Here is a 21,005-nt window from a genome sequence, read left to right as displayed (position 1 = left end):
CCCTTCTTGGATAACAGCACTATCCAAGCGTGCCCGAGAAGCCTGTCAGTCGTACCACCGCCATACCCGGGGGCGTGGTCGTCCTGATGGGGATGCGGGAGGCGTGGGGGAAGATCAACCGCCTTGAGCGGGGCGGGAGGCTGCGCGGGCAGGTGGGGGTCTGGCACGAGGTGTAGGTCGTGCCGGAGGGGTCTTACGAGGCGGTCTACGGGACATGCCGACGTTCGGGCCGACGGCCGCGCACGGACAGGTGCCGCTGCAGGCGCGGGGGCGCTACGCGAGGACCGGTTCGGCCTGGCGGGAAGGCAGGGCGACTCCCTGGGGGAAAGAGCCTGCCGCGGCGTTGAGGCCGGCGCTTTCCCTGGGGGCCGCTCCTGGTTGATCAGCTCGAGCGGCGCAGGGCCTCGGAGAGGCGGGCCGCCGCGTCGATGACGGCCTGCGCGTGCATACGGCCCGGGTGGCGGGTCAGACGCTCGATGGGGCCGGAGACCGAGACGGCGGCCACCACGCGGTTCGACGGGCCGCGTACGGGGGCGGAGACCGAGGCGACGCCCGGCTCCCGCTCGCCGATCGACTGGGCCCAGCCACGGCGTCGTACGCCCGACAGGGCCGTCGCCGTGAAGCGGGCGCCCTGCAGGCCGCGGTGGAGGCGCTCGGGCTCCTCCCAGGCCATGAGGATCTGGGCCGAGGAGCCCGCCTTCATCGTGAGCGTCGAGCCGACCGGGACCGTGTCCCGCAGGCCGGACAGGCGTTCCGCCGCGGCGACGCAGATGCGCATGTCGCCCTGGCGGCGGTAGAGCTGGGCGCTCTCGCCGGTGACGTCACGGAGATGGGTGAGCACCGGGCCGGCGGTCGCGAGGAGGCGGTCCTCGCCGGCGGCCGCTGCCAGTTCTGCCAGGCGGGGGCCGAGAATGAAGCGCCCCTGCATGTCGCGCGCCACCATACGGTGGTGTTCCAGAGCCACGGCCAGCCGGTGGGCCGTGGGTCGTGCCAGTCCGGTCGCGGTGACCAGCCCTGCGAGGGTGGCCGGACCGGACTCCAGGGCGCTCAGGACAAGGGCTGCCTTGTCCAGAACGCCGACGCCGCTACTGTTGTCCATGCAACGATACTCCCGTCTCACTCTGTGAAACGCAAGTTCATTTTTCCGTGAGACGCGCAACCCTTGGAGCACAGCGGCCCGTAGACCTAACGGGCCGGTCTCTAGTTGTGGTCGGCGCACCTCTGCCGGCCGGAGGGAAAGCGATGGGTAGGACACTCGCGGAGAAGGTCTGGGACGACCATGTCGTCCGGCGCGCCGAGGGCGAGCCCGACCTCCTCTTCATCGATCTGCACCTGCTGCACGAGGTGACCAGCCCCCAGGCGTTCGACGGCCTGCGCAAGAGCGGTCGCCAGGTGCGCCGGCTCGATCTGACCATCGCCACCGAGGATCACAACACCCCGACCCTCGACATCGACAAGCCCATCGCGGACCCGGTCTCCCGCGTCCAGCTGGAGACGCTGCGCAAGAACTGCGCCGAGTTCGGCGTGCGGCTGCACCCGCTGGGCGACGTAGAGCAGGGCGTCGTGCACGTCGTGGGTCCCCAGCTGGGGCTGACCCAGCCGGGCATGACCGTCGTCTGCGGCGACTCCCACACCTCCACGCACGGCGCCTTCGGCGGCCTGGCGTTCGGCATCGGCACCTCCCAGGTCGAGCACGTCCTGGCCACCCAGACGCTGCCGCTGGTCCGCCCGAAGACCATGGCCATCACGGTCAACGGCGAACTGCCCGAGGGCGTCACCGCCAAGGACCTGATCCTGGCGATCATCGCCAGGATCGGCACGGGTGGCGGCCAGGGCTACGTCCTGGAATACCGCGGCGAGGCCATCGAGAAGCTCTCGATGGAGGCCCGGATGACCATCTGCAACATGTCGATCGAGGCCGGTGCCCGCGCGGGCATGATCGCCCCCGACGAGACCACCTTCGCCTACCTCAAGGGCCGCCCGCACGCCCCCGAGGGCGAGGACTGGGACGCGGCCGTCGCGTACTGGAAGACGCTCAGGACGGACGACGACGCCGAGTTCGACGCCGAGGTGGTCATCGAGGCCGCCGAGCTGTCCCCGTTCGTCACCTGGGGCACCAACCCCGGCCAGGGCGCACCGCTTTCGGCATCCGTCCCCGACCCGGCTTCGTACGAAGACGCATCGGAGCGCCTCGCCGCCGAAAAGGCCCTGGAATACATGGGGTTGGAGGCCGGTCAGCCGCTGCGCTCCATCAAGGTGGACACCGTCTTCGTAGGCTCCTGCACCAACGGCCGCATCGAGGACCTGCGCGCCGCCGCCGAACTCGTCAAGGGCCGCAAAGTCGCCGACGGCGTACGCATGCTCGTCGTCCCCGGCTCCGCGCGCGTGGGTCTGCAGGCCGTCTCCGAGGGCCTGGACGTGGTCTTCAAGGAGGCCGGCGCCGAATGGCGGCACGCGGGCTGCTCCATGTGTCTGGGCATGAACCCGGACCAGCTGGCCCCCGGTGAGCGCTCCGCGTCCACCTCCAACCGCAACTTCGAGGGCCGGCAGGGCAAGGGCGGTCGTACGCACCTGGTGTCGCCGCAGGTCGCGGCCGCCACGGCCGTCCTGGGCCACCTGGCCTCCCCGGCCGACCTGTCCGACGCCGAGACCCGTACGCCCGCTGGAGTCTGATCAGCCATGGAAGCATTCACCACGCACACCGGCCGGGCCGTCCCGCTGCGCCGCTCCAACGTCGACACCGACCAGATCATCCCCGCCCACTGGCTCAAGAAGGTGACCCGGGACGGCTTCGAGGACGGGCTGTTCGAGGCATGGCGCAAGGACGAGAGCTTCGTCCTCAACCGGCCCGAGCGGCAGGGCGCGACCGTGCTGGTCGCCGGCCCCGACTTCGGCACCGGCTCCTCCCGCGAGCACGCCGTCTGGGCGCTGCAGAACTACGGCTTCAAGGCCGTGATCTCCTCCCGCTTCGCCGACATCTTCCGAGGCAACTCGCTCAAGAACGGCCTGCTCACGGTGGTTCTGGAGCAGAAGATCGTGGACGCCCTGTGGGAACTCACGGAGAAGGACCCCACTACTGAGGTCACTGTGGACCTTGAGGCTCGTGAGGTGCGCGCCGAGGGCATCACCGCCGCCTTCGAGCTGGACGAGAACTCCAGCTGGCGGCTGCTGAACGGGCTGGACGACATCTCCATCACCCTCCAGAACGAGGCCGACATCGCCGCGTACGAGGCGAAGCGCCCCTCCTTCAAGCCGCGGACGCTGCAGGTCTGAGCATCCGCTGACACAGGTCGAGTTTCGGCCACCGCGAACCACCCGCCGTACCCCCGATCGGACCGATCGGGGGTACGGCCGTTTCTGTGCCCCTCCGGCTCTGTGATCCACCCGGAACCTTCTCAACTTCCCACGTTAGAGCGGTGTTTGCCGGGGTACGCGGCTGCTGTGGACGCGGCGTCCGCCCGTGCCCGGAAGGCCGTTCGGGGCGGCAGTTGCACCCCTGGGGGGCGACAACTCGCCCCAGATGGCACAATCTGTGCATGGAACACGACGGCCAACTCGAGCTCTATACGGCGGTCGCGAACCAGCTCAAGGAAGCGCACGCAAGAGTGCGCGCACTGCAAGTCCCGGAGGGCGTACGGATGGCGCTGACCCGGAAGCTGCTGGTCATTACGGCCGCGGCCAAGCACGATCTCGCCGACGCGACAAGGCGGCTGGAGCGGTTCACGGCGGACCTCGACGAGGGACGGATCCCCGACGAGGAACGCTGAACGCGCCACCGCGGCCGAGTCTGTTGCGGCACAAGGGTGATAAGCCCGTTTCGTGTTTGATTTGCGGTATATATCTGCCTAACGTGCGAAAAAGCTTGAACACTTTCGTTCGGGCAATGTCTCCGAAGGGGAAGACGTGAACAAGGCGCAGCTCGTAGAAGCGATTGCCGACAAGATGGGCGGCCGCCAGCAGGCCGCCGATGCTGTCGACCATGTACTGGACGCCATCGTCCGCGCGGTCGTCGCAGGTGAGCGGGTCTCTGTCACCGGCTTCGGTTCGTTCGAGAAGGTCGACCGCCCCGCTCGCTACGCCCGCAACCCCCAGACCGGCGAGCGGGTTCGGGTCAAGAAGACCTCCGTGCCGCGCTTCCGCGCCGGTCAGGGCTTCAAGGACCTGGTGAGCGGCTCGAAGAAGCTCCCGCGCGGTGGCGAGGTCGCCGTCAAGAAGGCACCCAAGGGCAGCCTGACCGGCGGCGCGGCCGCGACGGTCAAGAAGGCCGCCGCGAAGAAGACCACCAAGGCGGCCGCGGCGAAGAAGGCCGCCCCCGCGAAGAAGACCACGGCGGCCGCGAAGAAGACCACGGCCAAGAAGACCACGGCGAAGAAGACGACGACCGCCAAGAAGACCACGGCGGCCGCAAAGAAGGCCGCCCCCGCGAAGACCGCGGCGGCCGCGAAGAAGACGACGGCCAAGAAGGCGCCGGCGAAGAAGGCGACGGCCAAGAAGGCCCCCGCCAAGAAGTCGACCGCACGCAAGACCACCGCCAAGAAGGCCGCCGCCCGCTAGGCACCAGACGTCGAAGGGCACTCACGCGCCGGGCCGGACTCCCGCATGGAGTCCGGCCCGCGGCGTGCTCGGAACCTCAGGGCACCTGTGTGGTCAGAGCGTCTGGAGTGTCACCAGGGTGATGCGCCGGGCCTCGCCCTCGCCCTCCGTCTCGATCCGCACCCGCTGCCCCGGCCGCAGCAGCCGCAGCCCGCCCGCGTCGAACGCCACGGCGTCGAAGGGCACCGGCGTGCCGTCGTCGAGCAGCACCTGACCACTGCGGCTCTCGGGGTCGTACGTGTACGCGGTCGCCTGCATGAAACGCAGCCTACTGCCCCGCTGTCAGCAGCCGCGCGGCGGCCGCGGCCGTCCGGGGACCCACACCCAGCGCCAGCGCCGCCCGCAGATCGCCGCCGGTGTCCACGTCCTGGCGCACGGAGTCCACGTCCGTGAGACCGAGTTCCCGGGCGCCGGAGGCGCGGTGCCGGGCGCGGGAATCCGTACCGAATGCCGGCCGCAATTCATCGCCGGGGGCCACCGCCAGCAATGTCGTGCCGATACCGGCCGCATCCGCGAGAAAAGCGCGGGGGAATTCCGCGGCGGAGTCGAGCACCCGGGCCAATTCCGGCGGCCGCAGCGCCGGCAGATCCGCGTTGAGGGCCGCCACGGCACTTCCCGGGCGTGCGGAACGTACGGCGGAGGCGCCGTGCGCCAGCGCGGCGTTCAGGCCGGAGCGCGGCGCGTCCGGCACGATCCGGGCGCCCAGCGCCGAAAGCTCCCGCCCGGCCAGCGTGTCGTCCGTGACGACCACCACATCCCGTACCGGCGGCGCGGCCAGCGCGGCCGCCACCGTGTCCTGCGCGAACGCGAGTGCGAGCGACGGGCGCAGGGCGTCGTCGGCGGTGTCCGCCAGCCTGCTCTTGGCCCGTGCCAAGGGCTTCAGGGGGATGACCAGGGTCCACTGCACCGACGTACCGCCCTCTCTCGTGGCCGTCATTGTCACCCGCCATTCACGTGGCTCATCCGGCGGTTCTCCGGTCGGGGCGTACGGTGTTCTCGACAGACCGGCGGCCCGGCGCCACACTTGTGCGGCCCCCCGGGCCCGGAGGAAGTCCCGGGAAGGCCCGGGAAGGGCCTGGGTAGTCCTAGAGGAAGGTGTCCGCGTGCCCCGCCGCAGAATCGGCTTCTGGTACCGCTTCGCCGCGGTGCTCTGCAAACCGCCGCTGGTGGTTCTGATCAAGCGGGACTGGCGTGGAATGGAGCACATTCCGGCCGAGGGCGGATTTATCACCGCGGTGAACCACAATTCCCACATCGACCCCTTCGCCTACGCGCACTACCAGTACAACACCGGGCGAGTGCCGCGATTCCTGGCGAAGAGCGGGCTCTTCAAGAAGGGGTTCATCGGCGCCGCCATGCGCGGCACCGGGCAGATCCCCGTCTACCGCGAGTCCACCGACGCGCTCAGCGCCTTCCGGGCCGCGATCGACGCCGTGGAGCGCGGCGAGTGCGTCGCCTTCTACCCCGAGGGCACCCTCACCCGCGACCCGGACGGCTGGCCGATGACCGCCAAGACCGGTGCCGCGCGCGTCGCGCTGCAGACCAAGTGCCCGGTCGTCCCGGTCGCTCAGTGGGGCTGCAACGAACTGCTGCCGCCCTACGCCAAGAAGCCCCACCTGCTGCCGCGCAAGACCCACCACGTCCTCGCGGGCCCGCCCGTGGACCTCTCCCGCTTCTACGACCAGGAGATGACCGCGGAGCTCCTCAAGGAGGCCACCGAGGTCATCATGGAGGCCATCACCCGCCAGCTGGAGGAGATCCGCGGCGAGAAGGCGCCCGAGACGCCCTACGACCCGCGCCGGGAGCGGATCGAGCAGCGACGCAGGACCGAGGCGCAGGCCGGACGTGAAGGGGAGAGCGGCAAGTGAGCAAGACCGTCAGGGCAGCCGTCTTCGGCACCGGATCCTGGGGCACCGCCTTCGGCATGGTGCTCGCCGACGCGGGCTGCGAGGTGACGCTGTGGGCCCGCCGCCCCGAACTGGCCGACGCGGTCAACTCCACGCGGACCAACCCCGACTACCTGCCCGGTGTGGAACTCCCCGAGAACCTGCGCGCCACCGCCGACCCCGCCGAGGCCGCCCGCGACGCCGACTTCACCGTCCTGGCCATCCCGTCGCAGACGCTGCGCGCCAACCTCGCCGAGTGGACCCCGCTGCTGGCGCCGCACACCGTGCTCGTCTCCCTGATGAAGGGCGTCGAACTCGGCACCACCATGCGGATGAGCGAGGTCGTCGAGGACGTCGCCAAGGTCGGCCGGGACCGCGTCGCCGTGGTCACCGGTCCCAACCTCGCACGCGAGATCGCCTCCCGCATGCCGGCCGCGTCCGTCGTCGCCTGCACCGACGAGGCCGTCGCCCAGCGGCTCCAGGCCGCCTGCCACACGCCGTACTTCCGCCCGTACACCAACACCGACGTGGTCGGCTGCGAACTGGGCGGCGCGGTCAAGAACGTCATCGGACTCGCGGTGGGCATCGCCGACGGCATGGGCCTCGGCGACAACGCCAAGGGCTCGCTGATCACCCGCGGTCTGGCGGAGACCACCCGGCTCGGCCTCGCCATGGGCGCCGACCCGCTGACCTTCTCCGGGCTCGCGGGTCTGGGCGACCTGGTGGCCACCTGCTCCTCACCGCTGTCGCGCAACCACACCTTCGGCACCAACCTCGGCAAGGGCATGACCCTTCAGGAGACCATCGCGGTCACCAAGCAGACCGCCGAGGGCGTCAAGTCCTGCGAGTCCGTGCTGGATCTGGCCCGCCGGCACGGCGTCGACATGCCCATCACCGAGACCGTCGTCGGCATCGTGCACGAGGGCAAGCCGCCGGTGGTCGCGCTCAAGGAGCTGATGTCGCGCAGCGCGAAGCCGGAACGACACTGAGCGACGCCGTCCCGAAGGGCCGGGGTGGACGCTGTCTCGGCGCCCTACCACCGGGTACTCTCATCGCGATATGAGCACCGAGAACCTCCCCCAGAGCCCTCAGCAGCCGCCTCGCAAGCCGCGCGTGGCCGTCGTGTTCGGCGGCCGCAGCTCCGAACACGGGATCTCCGTGGTCACCGCCGGCGCCGTCCTGAAGGCCATCGACCGGACCGTGTACGACGTCCTGCCGATCGGCATCACCCAGGACGGCCGCTGGGCGCTCACCGCCGACGAACCGGAACGCATGGCGATCACCGAGCGCCGCACGCCGAACGTCGAGCAGCTGGCCGAGTCCAGTGAGGGCGGCGTGGTGCTCCCCGTCGACCCCGCGAGCCGCGAAGTCGTCTACACCGAGCCCGGATCGGTGCCCAAGGCGCTCGGCGAGGTCGACGTCGTCTTCCCGGTGCTGCACGGCCCCTACGGCGAGGACGGCACCCTGCAGGGCCTGCTGGAGCTCTCCGGTGTGCCGTACGTGGGTTCGGGCGTGCTCGCCTCGGCCGTCGGCCAGGACAAGGAGTACATGAAGCGGGTGTTCACCTCCTTCGGGCTCAAGGTCGGCCCGTACGTGGTGATCCGGCCCCGCGAGTGGCAGCAGGACGAGTCGGCCGCCCGCAAGAAGATCGTCGACTTCGCCGCCGAGCACGGCTGGCCGCTGTTCGTGAAGCCCGCGCGCGCCGGTTCGTCCATCGGCATCACCAAGGTCGACGACCTCGCCGGCCTGGACGACGCCATCGCCGAGGCCCAGCGGCACGACCCGAAGATCCTCGTCGAGGCCGCGCTGCGCGGCCGTGAGATCGAGTGCGGCGTCCTGGAGTTCGAGGACGGCCCGCGCGCCTCCGTGCCCGCCGAGATCCCGCCGCCGGACGCGCACGCGTACTACGACTTCGAGGCCAAGTACATCGACTCCACGCCCGGCATCGTCCCCGCCCCGCTCTCCCCGGACGAGACCGCCGAGGTCCAGCGCCTCGCCGTGGCCGCCTTCGAGGCCGCCTCCTGCGAGGGCCTGGTCCGCGCGGACTTCTTCCTCACCGAGGACGGCGACTTCGTCATCAACGAGATCAACACGATGCCCGGCTTCACGCCGATCTCGATGTACCCGCAGATGTGGCAGGCGAGCGGGATCAGCTATCCCGAGCTGGTGGATCGCCTGATCCAGGCGGCCCTGCGCCGTTCAACGGGCCTGCGCTGACCCACCCAGGGGCGCGGGGCTGTATCGATATGCGGCTCCGCCGCGTGGGCGGGACCAGCCACAGACGGCCCGCACGCGACAGCTCATCGCGCCCCCTACGGCGACTGGTCGGCAATTCCTTCCGGCACCGCTTTCTCAATGGCAGGCGCCAGATCCACCAACGGCGCCATCCCGTTCGCCGCACGCTTCGCGGGGATGGACACCTCGACATACGCCCTGCGCAAGGCCGTCGTGAACCGGAACGACCCGTCGTCCTGCTCCTCCATCAACCACCCCACCCCGTCCACCTCGACGGAGTCCGCCTCGGGGTCGGACATCTTCTCGGGTCGCTCGACACCGCAGCGCAGTATGATCGCCGGGTCCCCCCACCCCGCGGTCAACGCGGAGACCGGCGTGGGATCCCGGCGATCCTGGTCGTCCACCCTCGACGGCAGCTCCTTGTCCAGGTCACGGCAGAGTGCCGCGGCCCGGTCCCCCGGCGAGGGAACCGCCGTCGACGCGGTGTCGTCTGCTGAGGAGCAACCCGCCGCCGCGATCGACAGTGCGAGCGCGGGCGGCCCGATGAGGATTCTGAGCCGGTGACGCGAAGAGTTCACCGGCCAAGGGTAGACGGGGGTTACAGATGCACGACCGGGCAGGTCAGGGTTCGGGTGATCCCGTCCACCTGCTGGACCTTGGCGACCACCATCCGGCCGAGGTCATCGACCGTGTCGGCCTGGGCCCGCACGATCACGTCATACGGTCCGGTCACGTCCTCTGCCTGGACGACACCGGGAATCTTGCTGATGGTCTCGGCGACGGTCGACGCTTTGCCGACCTCCGTCTGGATCAGGATGTACGCCTGTACCACGGAACCTCCAGGGCGGCCACGAGGATCATGTGGGGGAAAGGAACGCCACGGTATCGCGTCGCCGCTCGCCGCGGGGAGACCTGCGGGAACCGCGACTCACGCGCCGGGGTGCAGGCACGACGGAAGACGACGGTCACCTCGACCGTATCGAGGACACTGGTCCTGCGCGACCGGGCACGGACAGGAACAGAAGGGGCGTAAGGGTAATGAAGGGCACTGTTGGTGAGCTCGGTGAGTTCGGGCTCATCAGGGAGCTCACCTCCCGGCTCACCACCACCCCGGCGGTGCGGGTCGGCCCCGGCGACGACGCAGCCGTGGTGGCCGCGCCCGACCGGCGGGTCGTGGCCAGTACGGACATCCTCCTGGAGGGCCGGCACTTCCGGCGCGACTGGTCCACCGCCTACGACGTCGGCCGCAAGGCCGCCGCCCAGAACCTCGCCGACATCGCCGCCATGGGCGCCGTGCCGACCGCCCTGCTGCTCGGCCTGGTCGTGCCCCCCGAGCTGCCGGTGACCTGGCCGAGCGAGCTGATGGACGGGCTGCGCGACGAGTGCCAGGTGGCCGGCGCGGCCGTGGTCGGCGGCGATGTCGTACGCGGCGACCTGATCATGGTGTCGATCACCGCGCTCGGCGATCTGCGCAACCAGGAGCCCGTCACCCGGGGCGGCGCCCAGCCCGGCGACCTCGTCGCCGTCACCGGCTGGCTGGGCTGGTCGGCGGCCGGGTACGCGGTGCTCTCCCGCGGCTTCCGCTCGCCGCGCGCCTTCGTCGAGGCGCACCGCCGCCCGGAGCCGCCGTACCACGCGGGCCCGGCGGCCGCCGCGCTCGGCGCGACCGCCATGTGCGACGTCAGCGACGGGCTGATCGCCGACCTCGGGCACATCGCCGAGGCCAGCAAGGTGCGTATCGACATCCGTTCCGGTGCGATCGACATCCCGTCCCAGATGAACGACATCGGGCAGGCCGTCGGTGTCGACCCGATCCAGTGGGTGCTCAGCGGCGGCGAGGACCACGCCATCGTGGCGACCTTCCCGCCGGACGTGAAGCTGCCGGCCCGCTGGAAGGTCATCGGCGAGGTCCTCAACCCCTCCGCGCTGCCCCAGGTGACGGTCGACGGGGCACCGTGGACCAGCAAGGGCGGCTGGGACCACTTCGGGGACATCGAGTCATGATCCCCAGGGTGTTGACCGTGGCGGGCTCCGACTCCGGCGGGGGTGCCGGGATCCAGGCCGACCTGAAGACGATGCTGGCGCTCGGTGTGCACGGCATGAGCGTGGTCACCGCGGTCACCGCGCAGAACTCCCTGGGCGTGCAGGGAGCTTGGGAGCTGCCGGTGGAGGCGGTGCGGGCGCAGTACCGCAGCGTCGTGGACGACATCGGCGTGCAGGCCGTGAAGACCGGCATGCTCGCCTCGGCCGAACTCGTCGAGGCCGTCGCCGGGTTGCTGGCCGGCACGGACGCGCCCGCCGTCGTCGACCCGGTCGGCGTCTCCAAGCACGGCGATCCGCTGCTGGCCGCCTCCGCCCTGGACTCCGTACGGACCAGGCTGCTGCCGGCCGCCACCGTCGCCACGCCCAACCTCGACGAGGTGGCCCAACTCACCGGCGTACGCGTCGAGTCGGAGGGCGACCTGCGGCGGGCCGCGGCGGCCGTGCTGGCGTACGGGCCGCGATGGGTGGTGATCAAGGGCGGTCATCTCGCCGGTGAGGCCGTCGACCTGCTCACCGACGGCACCGAGGAGCACTGGCTGCGCGCTCCCCGCCACGACAACCGGCACAGCCACGGCACGGGCTGCACTCTCGCCTCCGCCATCGCGTGCGGTCTGGCGAGGGGCCGGTCCGTGCCGGAGGCGGTGACCGCGGCCAAGGAGTACGTCACCGGGGCGATCGCCGCGGGCTTCGCGCTCGGCGCGGGGATCGGGCCGGTGGACCACGGCTGGGACCTCAGGAGGGACACACAGGGCGTCTGAGGCCCGGTGTGCGCGGGCATGCCAAAAGCCGGTCCACACGAGGTGGACCGGCTCCGAGCAGCGAACCAGCTGTGGCCGCGCGCTTAGCTGAGCGTCAGCGCGAGACCTTGCCGGCCTTGATGCACGAGGTGCAGGCGTTCACGCGCTTCGGCGTCCCGCCGACCACGGTACGCACACGCTGGATGTTCGGGTTCCAGCGGCGGGACGTACGGCGGTGCGAGTGCGAGATGTTGTTGCCGAAGCCCGGCCCCTTGCCGCAGACGTCGCAGTTGGCAGCCACGGGTCACTCCAAAGACTTCAGATGCACTTACGGTTGATCCCGGCATGCCGGGATCGAGATCCTAAGACCTGAATCTTGAGTGGCGTTGCCAGGGGAAGAGCCCGATCGGGATCGGGCAACCGGAGCAGCATACAACGGCTGCGTCCGTACAACGAAACTACCATGGTCGGCCCGGGACCCGCGTCCGGCCCTGCCCGGCCCTCTTCCAGCGGGCAACCGATCAAGGTCTACGCTGCGTCCCACGTTCCAGCAGCTCAAGGAGGCGCAGGTGGCGCAGGTGCCGCAGACATTCCTCGATGCTCTCGCGGTACGCACCTGGTGCGGCCTCGCGCTCCGGGCGCTGGGACGCGCGCGTGAGGAGATCGACGCGATCAACGTGTACCCGGTGGCCGACGGGGACACCGGCACCAACCTCTACCTGACCGTCGAGTCCGCGGCCACCGCGGTCGAGGCGGTCTTCGCCGGGCACGAGGCCGGGGCCGCGCCGGCCGGCACCCCCTCGCTCGCCGACGCCACGCGCGCGATGGCGCACGGCGCGCTCATAGGGGCGCGCGGAAACTCCGGGACGATCCTCGCCCAGCTGCTGCGCGGCATGGCGCAGGTGCTCGCCGCCGACGGTGAGACCCCGCACACCGACGGCGCGGGGCTGAGCCGTGCACTGCGGTGTGCCGCCGACGCGGCCCGCCGGGCCGTCGCCCACCCGGTGGAGGGCACGGTGCTGTCGGTCGCGTCCGCCGCGGCCGACGCGGCCGCGGAAGCGGAGGGCGAGTGCGGGACGGTCGCCCGGGCCGCCTACCGGGGGGCGTGCCGCGCGCTGGCCGAGACCCCGTCCCAGTTGCCCGTCCTGGAGCGGTCCGGCGTGGTCGACGCGGGCGGGCGGGGGCTGGTGGCGGTGCTCGGGGCCCTGGTGGAGACGTTCACGGGGGAGACGCCGGGGGCGCTGGGCACGGACCACTCCGCCGCCTGGGTCCACGCGCGCGTGGAGCAGCACGACGCCGCCCCGGCCGAGAGCTGCGGGGACGACAGCGGGCCCGCCTTCGAGGTGATCTACCTCCTGGAGGCCGAGGACGCCGCCGTGGACCGGCTGCGGCAGCGGCTGGACGCCCTCGGCGACTCCCTCGTGGTGGTCGGCGGCGACGGCCTGTGGAACGTCCATGTGCACGTCGACGACGCCGGCGCCGCCGTGGAGGCCGGCGTCGAGGCGGGACGGCCGTACCGGATCAGGATCACCCACTTCGGCGCCGGCGACGTGCACACCGCGCGCGGCGAGCGGCCGCCCCGCGAGCGGGTCCAGCGGGCCGTGGTCGCCGTGGTGCCCGGTGAGGGCCTGGCCGGGCTGTGCGCCGAGGCCGGCGCGACCACCGTCCTCGCCCGCCCCGGGGAGCCGCCCGCCAGCGGGGAGCTCGTCGAGGCCGTACGGCGCGCCCACGCGCGCGAAGTCGTCCTGCTGCCCAACGACGCCGAGCTGCGCCACACCGCCGCCGCTGCCGCCGAACAGGCCCGCGCCGAGGGCATTCGCGTCGCCCTCATCCCGACCCGCGCCGCGGTCCAGGGCATCGCCGCGCTCGCCGTCCACGAGCCCGACCGCCGCTTCGACGAGGACGTCGTCGCGATGACCTCGGCGGCCGGCGCCACCCGCTACGCCGAGGTCGCCGTCGCCGAACGCCAGTCGTGGACCATGGCCGGCATCTGCCAGGCCGGCGATGTCCTCGGCCTCATCGACGGCGATGTGGCGGTGATCGGCTCGGACGTCACCGCCACCGCCCGGGCCGTCCTCGACCGGATGCTCGCGGCGGGCGGCGAACTCGTCACCCTGGTGCTCGGCGACGAGGCCCCCGAGGGCATCGCCGAGCACCTCCAGGCACGCGTACGGGAGGCGTACCTCGCCGTCGACACGGTGGTGTACCGAGGCGGGCGACAGGGAGCGCTGCTGCTGATCGGCGTGGAGTAGGGCTTGGCGCAGGCGCTCGCCCTACGCCTGTTCCCGCGCCGTCTGCAGCAGCTGCTCCGCCTCCGCACGACGGGCCCGTACCGTCTCGTCGTCGCCCGCGTCCCCGGCGTGCTCGCCATGGTCGCCGTACGCCGCCAGCACCGCACGCGCGCGTGCCGTCGCCCGGTCGGGCCGTGCGAGGTCGGACTCCAGCCAGCCCGCGGCCAGCTCCGCCCCGGTGCGCGCGTGCAGGGCCGCGTCGCCGAGCGGGGCGAACACGGCGACCGCCTGCGCCAGCTGGGACAGCGCCTCCTCCAGCGTGTCCCGGATGGACTCCTCGTCGGCGTCCTCGGACGCGGAGCGGGCGAGCAGATCGCCGAACTGGCGGTGGGTGTGCCCGAGCTCGGCGACGAGCCTGAGCCGCGCCTCCTCGTCGTCGTCACACACCGCGCCCAGCGCGTCCGCGCACTCGCCCACGGCGTCCGCCATCAGCTCCCGCGCGTCCCGCGCGCCCTCCACGCCGGCGCGCAGCGCCAGCCACGCGCGGGCGCGCAGGGAGCGCACCAGGCCGTGCGGGTCGCCGAGGGAGCGCCACAGCTCGCCCGCGCGCGCGTACGCCCGCTCCGCCTCGGCGGGCATGCCCGCCTGGCCGAGGGACTCGGCGGCCAGATGCGCCAGCGTGGCGTGGTCCTGCTGCTCGGGCCACTGCCGGGCGATCTCGGCGGCCTGCAGCCGGCGCTCGGCGGCGGCCCGGTGCTCGCCCAGTGCGCTCAGACAGTCCCCGAGCCACCACTGGGTCTGGACGACCGTCCCGTCGCCGTGCGTCTCGGGGCTCAGGTCCGCCAGCGCCGCCTCCAGCACCTCCGCCGCCTCCGCCCACCTGCCCTGCCGGACCAGGAACCCGCCGAGCTGGTGGCGCGCCCACGCGCCGAACGCCGGGCCCTCACCCGCCTCGTCGGCCCAGTGCGCCGCCTCCAGGGCGTGCTCGGCGGCCTCCGCGGCGCCACCCCGGTCACCGACGACCTCCGCGAGCTGGAGGTGCAGCTGCGCCCGTCCGACCGGCTCCAGATGGGGCCCGCCGTGCTCCAGGGCCGCGCGCAGCGCCCGCTCCGCCTCCGCCATGTCGCCCAGATGGTGCGCCAGACCGGCCAGCCGGGCCTCGTACTCCACGGCGAACCAGGGCAGCCCGGCCTCGACGAACTCCCGCGCCGCGCGTGCGAACAGCTCCGCGCCCGACTCCGGGTCCCCGGAGTGCGCCGCCAGCTCCGCGAGCATCGCGTGCCCCTCGGCGACCCGCGCCGCCAGCCGTACGTCATCCCCGGCGCGCCCCTCGACGAGCGCCAACAACTCGCGTACCGCCGTCTCGGCATCGGCCAGGGCGCTCGCCCCGACGGGCCCCTCGGCCTCGTGCACCCGGCGCATCAGGATCCGCGCCCGCCCGATCAGCACGCCCGCCGCCTGCCGCACCCCGGTGCCGTCCTCGGCGTACAGGGCCAGGACGGCGTCGTAGGGCTCGGAGACCGCCTCCAGCGCGCCCTCGACATCCCCGGCCAGCGCCCGGAGATAGGCGGCACGCGCGCGTGCCGCCAGGGACTCCCCGGGGTCGCCGGCCTCCATGTACAGCGCGGCGGCCCGCTCGAACGTCCCGGCGCCCTCCGGACCCTGCCCCATCGCCTCGTGGTCGGCGATCTCCGCGCGGGCGCGCGCGTCCAGCACGTCGTCGTCGCCCTCCTCGGCGGCCCGGGCCACCGCCGCCCACGCCTCCACGGCGTTCGGCCGCAGCGCGTCGGACAGCGCACGGGCCTCGGCGAGCAACGCCGTCAGATCCCGCGGCTCGGCCGAAGCGACGGCCGCAGGGCGCGCCGTGGGCACCACCACCGGCGGGCGCACCGCGCGCACGCCCAGCGGCAGCCGCTCCACCACCGGCCGCTGCGCCATCCGCGCGCGTGCCCACTCGCTGACGTACGCCGTGCCGTTGCGCGCGTCGAAGCGGGCGGCCAGCTCCAGCGCCTCCGCGCGCGCGTGCGCGGCGAGTTCCGCCGCCGTCCACGACCGCTCGACCGGACCCGGTACCCGCTGCCCGTCCAGGCCCAGCGCGCACAGCCGGTCCATCAGCAGCGCCACCACACTCAGGAAGTCCAGCTTGCTGCGCGGCTGCCCGTCGTCCGTGAAGTACGCCGGCCGCTCCGCGAGCAGCTCCAGGGCGCGCGCCTCGTTGCCGGTCAGCGCGCAGAACTCCACATGGTCGGCGTACGCGCCGCGCATGCTCTCCATGGACCGCACCAGCCGAAGACCGCGCAGATGGTTCGCGCGGGCCTCCTCCGGGCGGCCCAGCCGCAGCAGCGGCACCAAGGACGACGCGAGGACCGCGTGCGGCTCGTGCGCGCACGTGTACGCGCCCTCCAGCACCGGCCCCCACACTCCCAGGGCCTCCTCGTCCCGGCCCTGCTCCGAGTGCCACCAGCCCTGCCCGTGCAGCTCACACGCGTGGCAGTCGGCCATGGAGTCCCGGTCCGCCGCCAGCCACGCCGCGAACGCCCGCTCGGCCCGCGCCACGTCGCCGACATGCGCGGCCACACTGAACTCGGCGCTGCGCACCGCCCGCTCCGAGTGCCCTGCGAGCCGGTAGCGGTGCTCCATCTCGCCGAGCCACTTCTCCACCGACGCCAGCGGAATGTGCGGCTGGTCCAGCATGCCGGCCGACATCCACTTGAACACCCAGTGCAGCGAGTGCGTCTCGTACTCGTCGAAGTCCTCCGGGTGTTCGTCCCACATCCGCAGCAGCCGCGCGAACGGGACGAACATCTTCGCCTTCTCGGAGCTGTAGTTGTAGACCTTCAGCTGATGCCCGAGCGCCTCGATCACGGCCAGCGGGATCTCCAGCTTCTCGGCCACCGCGAGCAGCTCCTCCGCGCGCGCGTTGCGGGCCGGGCCCTCCGGCTGCTCGGAGTTCTCCGCCATCGCCCGGCGCAGGGAGTCGAAATCGCCGATCGCACTCATCGCCGTCCCTCCTCACCGTGGGTGGCCCACTCCAGCAGGCCGATGAACGCGCGGTTGAGCAGCGCGGAGTCCGCCGGCCGCAGCGGCCGCTGCGCCATCAGCAGCGCCTGCCCGTACAGCGACTCCGTCGCGGTGCCGATCAGCTCCGGATCCTTCAGGGAACTGATCCGCCGGATCAGCGGGTTGAGGTGGTTGAGCACCAGACGCGCGCGGGGCGCGCTGCCGCGCAGCGACCCCAGGATGCCCGCCCACAGGTCGTCCGCCTGCGCCTCGGCCTCCGCCCGGGCCTGCTCGTGCCGGGCCGCCCGGTCGTCCAGGTGCAGCGCGGGCACCGACAGCGGATGGAAGGCACGCAGGACCACATCGCAGCCCAGCGGGTCCAGCCGGGCCCGCGAGGCCGCCAGAAAGCCCGACAGGGCCAGCTCCTCCGCCGGGTCCACGGCGTCCAGATGCGCGGTCACCGTGTCCGCGTCCAGCTCGGCGACCACCGTGCCCGGCCGCACCGACGGCAGCGCCTCGACCAGCTCGCTGTCGTAGGTGTAACCGCCGTTGATCACCCCGATGCCCTGCGCGGACGCGATCGGCGCGACCTGCCGGTACTCCTCCACCGTGCGGGTGAAGTGCACCAGCTGGTGCCGCTGCGCGAACTCCTCCAGCGACAGCCGCCCGTCCGTCGTCTCGAACGGCAGCCAGGGCAGCATCGTGCGCAGCATCTCCGCGTCATGGCGGGCCAGCGACTTCACACCCAGGTGGTGCACCGACAGGAAGGCCGCCAGCCGCTCCGGATCGCCCGCCGCCAGACCGGTCAGCCAGGACCTGATCCGCTCGCCCAGCGCCTCCCGTACGGCGGCCAGCGTCTCGTCCTCGTACAGCGCCTCCCGCGAGGCCGTCGGCCGCAGACTGTCGGTGTCCAGGACGCAGCGCACGAAGAACGCCCAGTCCGGCAGCAGCTGTTCGGCCCGCTCGGTCAGCAGCATGCCCTTCAGATGCACCCGGTGCCCCGCGCGCTGCGCCGGGCTGACCGCCGACGGCAGCACATACGCCACCCCGCGGATCCCCGCCAGCGGCACCGACAGGTCGATCGAGTCCAACGGCGTGAAACCGAACAGCTCGTGACAGTGCCGGGCCAGTGCCACCCGGCGGTTCGCCGGGGAGGGGTACGACCGGTCCCAGGGGGCCGGCAGATCGGTGACCGCCTCCTCGCCCACCCGGACGTCGTACGGCAGCAGCGAGCCGAAGTCCCGCGCCAGCGCGGCCACCCGCTCGGGCGCCAGCCACTCCCCGGCGCCCGCCCGCGCCACCAGGTGCACGGTGGTGCCGGGCTCGGGCCGGGCGTCGTCCGGCAGCGTCCGTACGGTGTACGAGCCGTCGTCGCGCGCCGTCCACTCCACGGGCGGAGCGTCCGGCACGCGGGCGCTGCGGCTGACCACCCGGATCCGCTCGGCGACCACGAAACACGCCAGCAGGCCGATGCCGAACTGCCCGAGGAAGTCCGAGCGCGCCTCCTGCAACCCCTCGGCCCGCTTGGAACTGCGGCCGATCGTCGCCAGCAGGTCGTGCACATCGGCCTCGGTGAGCCCGACGCCGGAGTCCGCCACCCGCAGGGCGCCGCCCTCCGCGGACAGCCGGACCCGGGCCGGAGCGTCGGGATCCACCGCCCGCCGGGCGGTGATGGCGTCCACCGCGTTCTGCAGCAGCTCCCGCAGGTAGACCCTGGGACTGGAGTAGAGGTGATGGGACAGCAGGTCCACCAGACCACGCAGGTCGACCTGGAACGAATGAGGTGACGGTGATGTCTGGGATGACTGTGAGGTCTGGGAGTCCATCGTCGCTGCGCCGGTGGGGGATTCGCGACGGCGCGGGGTCGGGCGGTCCCGTGTGGGGCGGGGATCCGCGGGATGGCCGGAGCGCGCCATCCTAAGTCCCGAACGACGCGCCTGACCAGGGGTTTCGACACACGTATACGGCATTGTCAGTGGCGTGGTGTGCAATGGATCCCGTGCCCGCACTGGAACAACCACTGAAGAACGTGCTCGGTGCCCCCACCGCGAAGGTGATGGCCGAGCACCTCGGCCTGCACACCGTCGGCGACCTCCTCCACCACTACCCGCGCAGATACGAGGAGCGCGGCCAGCTCACCCACCTCGCCGACCTCCCCATGGACGAGCACGTCACGGTGGTCGCCCAGGTCGCCGACGCCCGCCTGCACACCTTCGCCTCCACCAAGGCGTCCCGGGGCAAGGGGCAGCGCCTCGAAGTCACCATCACCGACGGCAGCGGCCGCCTCCAGCTGGTCTTCTTCGGCAACGGCGTCCACAAGCCCCACAAGGAACTCCTGCCGGGCACCCGAGCGATGTTCGCGGGCAAGGTCTCCGTCTTCAACCGCCGCCTCCAACTCGCCCACCCCGCCTACGAACTGCTCCGCGCGGACACCGAGGAGACCGTCGAGTCCTGGGCCGGCGCCCTGATCCCCCTCTACCCGGCCACCGCCAAACTGGAGTCCTGGAAGATCGCCAAGGCCGTCCAGACCGTGCTGCCCAGCGCCCAGGAGGCCCTCGACCCGCTCCCGGAGAAACTCCGCGAGGGCCGCGGCCTGGTCTCCCTGCCCGAGGCCCTCCTCAAGATCCACCGCCCGCACACCAAGGCCGACATCGCCGCCGCCCGCGACCGCCTCAAGTGGGACGAGGCATTCGTCCTCCAGGTCGCCCTCGCCCGCCGCCGCCACACCGACGCCCAACTCCCGGCGCTCCCGCGCAGACCCAAGCCGGACGGCCTGCTCTCCGCCTTCGACGACCGCCTCCCCTTCACCCTCACGGAGGGCCAGCAGAAGGTCTCCGAGGAGATCTTCGACGACCTGGCGACGGACCACCCGATGCACCGCCTGCTCCAGGGCGAGGTCGGATCCGGGAAAACCCTGGTCGCCCTGCGCGCCATGCTCGCCGTCGTCGACGCGGGCGGTCAGGCCGCCATGCTGGCGCCCACCGAGGTGCTCGCCCAGCAGCATCACCGGTCCGTCGTCGAGATGATGGGGGAGCTCGCCGAGGGCGGCATGCTCGGCGGATCCGAGCACGCCACCAAGGTGGTGCTGCTCACCGGCTCCATGGGAGCGGCCGCCCGCCGCCAGGCCCTGCTCGACCTGGTCACCGGCGAGGCCGGCATCGTCATCGGCACCCACGCGCTGATCGAGGACAAGGTCCAGTTCCAGGACCTGGGCCTGGTCGTCGTCGACGAACAGCACCGCTTCGGGGTGGAGCAGCGCGACGCCCTGCGGAGCAAGGGCAAACAACCCCCGCACCTCCTCGTCATGACGGCCACACCCATCCCGCGCACGGTCGCCATGACCGTCTTCGGCGACCTGGAGACCTCCGTCCTCGACCAGCTCCCGGCCGGCCGCTCACCCATCGCCAGCCATGTCGTCCCCGCCGCCGACAAACCCCACTTCCTCGCCCGAGCCTGGGAGCGGGTCCGCGAGGAGGTGGCGGGCGGCCACCAGGCGTACGTCGTCTGCCCCCGCATCGGGGACGAGGAGGACGACCCGAAGAAGGCCAGGAAGAAGTCCCCGGAGGACGAGGCCGAGAAGCGGCCCCCGCTCGCCGTCCTGGAGGTGGCCGACCAGCTGAGCGGCGGCCCCCTCAAGGGCCTGCGCGTCGAGGTCCTGCACGGCCGTATGGCCCCCGACGACAAGGACGCCGTCATGCGCCGCTTCGCCGCCGGGGACACCGACGTCCTGGTCGCCACCACCGTCATCGAGGTCGGCGTCAACGTCCCCAACGCCACCGCCATGGTGATCATGGACGCCGACCGCTTCGGCGTCTCCCAGCTCCACCAGCTGCGCGGCCGCGTCGGCCGGGGCTCAGCCCCCGGTCTCTGCCTCCTCGTCACCGAGATGCCCGAGGCCAGTGCCGCCCGCCAGCGCCTGGCCGCCGTCGCCTCCACCCTCGACGGCTTCGAACTCTCCCGCCTCGACCTCGAACAACGCCGTGAGGGCGATGTCCTCGGCCAGGCCCAGTCCGGCGCTCGCACCTCCCTGCGCGTCCTCGCCGTCATCGACGACGAGGAGATCATCGCGGAGGCGAGGCAGGAGGCGACGGCGGTGGTGGCGGCCGATCCGGAGCTGACCGACCTCCCGGGCCTGAGAACGGCCCTGGACGCCCTCCTGGACGAGGAGAGGGAGCAGTACCTGGAAAAGGGCTGAGGGACACCGACCTGGGGGCGCGGGGCTGTAATCCGTATGCGGCTACCGCCGCGCGGGCGCGACCAGCCACACTGATACCTGAAGC

General features: G+C 72.1%; 20 protein-coding genes. 12 read left to right on the top strand and 8 right to left on the bottom strand.

The genetic code is table 11. From position 1 onward, the window contains the following. Positions 1–29: 29 nt before the first annotated feature. Positions 30–176: a hypothetical protein gene (locus ACH5AC_RS26965; RefSeq protein WP_398864754.1), complete on the top strand. Its 147-nt coding sequence runs from the start codon at positions 30–32 to the stop codon at positions 174–176. Positions 177–382: 206 nt separating this feature from the next. On the opposite strand, the gene ndgR is transcribed toward ACH5AC_RS26965, so the two are convergent. Further along, positions 383–1,099 (bottom strand): IclR family transcriptional regulator NdgR, encoded by a 717-nt coding sequence (ndgR, locus tag ACH5AC_RS26960; protein WP_398864753.1) that lies wholly within the window; start codon positions 1,097–1,099, stop codon positions 383–385. 143 nt (positions 1,100–1,242) lie between these two features. On the opposite strand from ndgR, the gene leuC reads away from it, so the two are divergent. The 4 genes from leuC to ACH5AC_RS26940 all read left to right on the top strand — a co-directional run bounded on the left by leuC (position 1,243) and on the right by ACH5AC_RS26940 (position 4,554). Next, positions 1,243–2,673: a 3-isopropylmalate dehydratase large subunit gene (leuC, locus tag ACH5AC_RS26955; protein WP_398864752.1), complete on the top strand. Its 1,431-nt coding sequence runs from the start codon at positions 1,243–1,245 to the stop codon at positions 2,671–2,673. Positions 2,674–2,679: 6 nt separating this feature from the next. Then, positions 2,680–3,273, top strand: a complete 594-nt coding sequence (gene leuD, locus ACH5AC_RS26950) for a 3-isopropylmalate dehydratase small subunit (RefSeq protein ID WP_398864751.1) — start codon at positions 2,680–2,682, stop codon at positions 3,271–3,273. 263 nt (positions 3,274–3,536) lie between these two features. Next, positions 3,537–3,767, top strand: a complete 231-nt coding sequence (locus tag ACH5AC_RS26945; protein ID WP_398864750.1) for a hypothetical protein — start codon at positions 3,537–3,539, stop codon at positions 3,765–3,767. 136 nt (positions 3,768–3,903) lie between these two features. Next, positions 3,904–4,554 (top strand): HU family DNA-binding protein, encoded by a 651-nt coding sequence (locus tag ACH5AC_RS26940; protein ID WP_398864749.1) that lies wholly within the window; start codon positions 3,904–3,906, stop codon positions 4,552–4,554. Between the two features lie 93 nt (positions 4,555–4,647). On the opposite strand, the gene ACH5AC_RS26935 is transcribed toward ACH5AC_RS26940, so the two are convergent. Together ACH5AC_RS26935 and cofC are read right to left on the bottom strand one after the other, a co-directional pair. Next, positions 4,648–4,851, bottom strand: a complete 204-nt coding sequence (locus ACH5AC_RS26935; RefSeq protein WP_398864748.1) for a hypothetical protein — start codon at positions 4,849–4,851, stop codon at positions 4,648–4,650. Between the two features lie 10 nt (positions 4,852–4,861). Next, entirely contained in the window at positions 4,862–5,500 is a 639-nt protein-coding gene (gene cofC / locus ACH5AC_RS26930; protein WP_398864841.1) for a 2-phospho-L-lactate guanylyltransferase, read from the bottom strand. Between the two features lie 196 nt (positions 5,501–5,696). Here cofC and ACH5AC_RS26925 point away from each other — a divergent pair, with 196 nt between their 5' ends. The 3 genes from ACH5AC_RS26925 (at position 5,697) to ACH5AC_RS26915 (ending at position 8,696) form a co-directional block, all read left to right on the top strand. Beyond that, entirely contained in the window at positions 5,697–6,461 is a 765-nt protein-coding gene (locus ACH5AC_RS26925; protein WP_398864747.1) for a lysophospholipid acyltransferase family protein, read from the top strand. Continuing rightward, positions 6,458–7,468, top strand: a complete 1,011-nt coding sequence (locus ACH5AC_RS26920; protein WP_398864746.1) for an NAD(P)H-dependent glycerol-3-phosphate dehydrogenase — start codon at positions 6,458–6,460, stop codon at positions 7,466–7,468. The genes ACH5AC_RS26925 and ACH5AC_RS26920 overlap by 4 nt, the downstream gene beginning before the upstream one ends. Before the next feature lie 70 nt (positions 7,469–7,538). Continuing rightward, positions 7,539–8,696 carry a D-alanine--D-alanine ligase family protein gene (locus ACH5AC_RS26915; protein ID WP_398864745.1) on the top strand — a complete coding sequence of 386 codons (1,158 nt, stop codon included), beginning with the start codon at positions 7,539–7,541 and terminating at the stop codon, positions 8,694–8,696. Between the two features lie 95 nt (positions 8,697–8,791). Here ACH5AC_RS26915 and ACH5AC_RS26910 read toward each other — a convergent pair whose 3' ends face one another. After that, entirely contained in the window at positions 8,792–9,292 is a 501-nt protein-coding gene (locus ACH5AC_RS26910; protein WP_398864744.1) for a DUF3515 domain-containing protein, read from the bottom strand. A 20-nt stretch (positions 9,293–9,312) separates the two neighbouring features. Next, positions 9,313–9,546 carry an Lrp/AsnC family transcriptional regulator gene (locus ACH5AC_RS26905; protein ID WP_037677600.1) on the bottom strand — a complete coding sequence of 78 codons (234 nt, stop codon included), beginning with the start codon at positions 9,544–9,546 and terminating at the stop codon, positions 9,313–9,315. A gap of 206 nt (positions 9,547–9,752) precedes the next feature. Between ACH5AC_RS26905 and ACH5AC_RS26900 the strand changes: the two genes are divergently transcribed. Then, positions 9,753–10,718 carry a thiamine-phosphate kinase gene (locus ACH5AC_RS26900; RefSeq protein WP_398864743.1) on the top strand — a complete coding sequence of 322 codons (966 nt, stop codon included), beginning with the start codon at positions 9,753–9,755 and terminating at the stop codon, positions 10,716–10,718. Next, complete coding sequence (thiD, locus tag ACH5AC_RS26895) at positions 10,715–11,515, top strand: bifunctional hydroxymethylpyrimidine kinase/phosphomethylpyrimidine kinase (protein ID WP_398864742.1); 801 nt, start codon at positions 10,715–10,717, stop codon at positions 11,513–11,515. The genes ACH5AC_RS26900 and thiD overlap by 4 nt, the downstream gene beginning before the upstream one ends. 94 nt (positions 11,516–11,609) lie before the next feature. Here thiD and rpmB read toward each other — a convergent pair whose 3' ends face one another. Next, the gene (rpmB, locus tag ACH5AC_RS26890; protein ID WP_003993230.1) at positions 11,610–11,795 is read right to left on the bottom strand and encodes a 50S ribosomal protein L28; all 186 of its coding nucleotides are present in this window, start codon (positions 11,793–11,795) and stop codon (positions 11,610–11,612) included. 268 nt (positions 11,796–12,063) lie between these two features. Here rpmB and ACH5AC_RS26885 point away from each other — a divergent pair, with 268 nt between their 5' ends. Continuing rightward, the gene (locus ACH5AC_RS26885; RefSeq protein WP_398864741.1) at positions 12,064–13,746 is read left to right on the top strand and encodes a DAK2 domain-containing protein; all 1,683 of its coding nucleotides are present in this window, start codon (positions 12,064–12,066) and stop codon (positions 13,744–13,746) included. Between the two features lie 21 nt (positions 13,747–13,767). Here the strand turns inward: ACH5AC_RS26885 and ACH5AC_RS26880 are convergent, their stop codons facing one another. Both ACH5AC_RS26880 and ACH5AC_RS26875 read right to left on the bottom strand, forming a co-directional pair. Further along, on the bottom strand, positions 13,768–16,725 hold the full coding sequence (locus tag ACH5AC_RS26880; protein ID WP_398864740.1) for a tetratricopeptide repeat protein: 2,958 nt from the start codon (positions 16,723–16,725) through the stop codon (positions 13,768–13,770). Beyond that, entirely contained in the window at positions 16,722–18,551 is a 1,830-nt protein-coding gene (locus tag ACH5AC_RS26875; RefSeq protein WP_398864739.1) for an HSP90 family protein, read from the bottom strand. Before ACH5AC_RS26875 ends, ACH5AC_RS26880 begins: the two co-directional genes overlap by 4 nt. 164 nt (positions 18,552–18,715) lie before the next feature. Between ACH5AC_RS26875 and recG the strand changes: the two genes are divergently transcribed. Next, on the top strand, positions 18,716–20,920 hold the full coding sequence (gene recG, locus ACH5AC_RS26870; RefSeq protein WP_398864738.1) for an ATP-dependent DNA helicase RecG: 2,205 nt from the start codon (positions 18,716–18,718) through the stop codon (positions 20,918–20,920). Positions 20,921–21,005: the final 85 nt, after the last annotated feature.

Origin of the sequence: Streptomyces sp. NPDC018693 (assembly GCF_044391385.1) — a bacterium.
Lineage (GTDB): Bacteria > Actinomycetota > Actinomycetes > Streptomycetales > Streptomycetaceae > Streptomyces.
The sequence above is the reverse complement of the archived record's forward strand: the minus strand, read 5'-3'. Positions and strand labels throughout refer to the sequence as shown.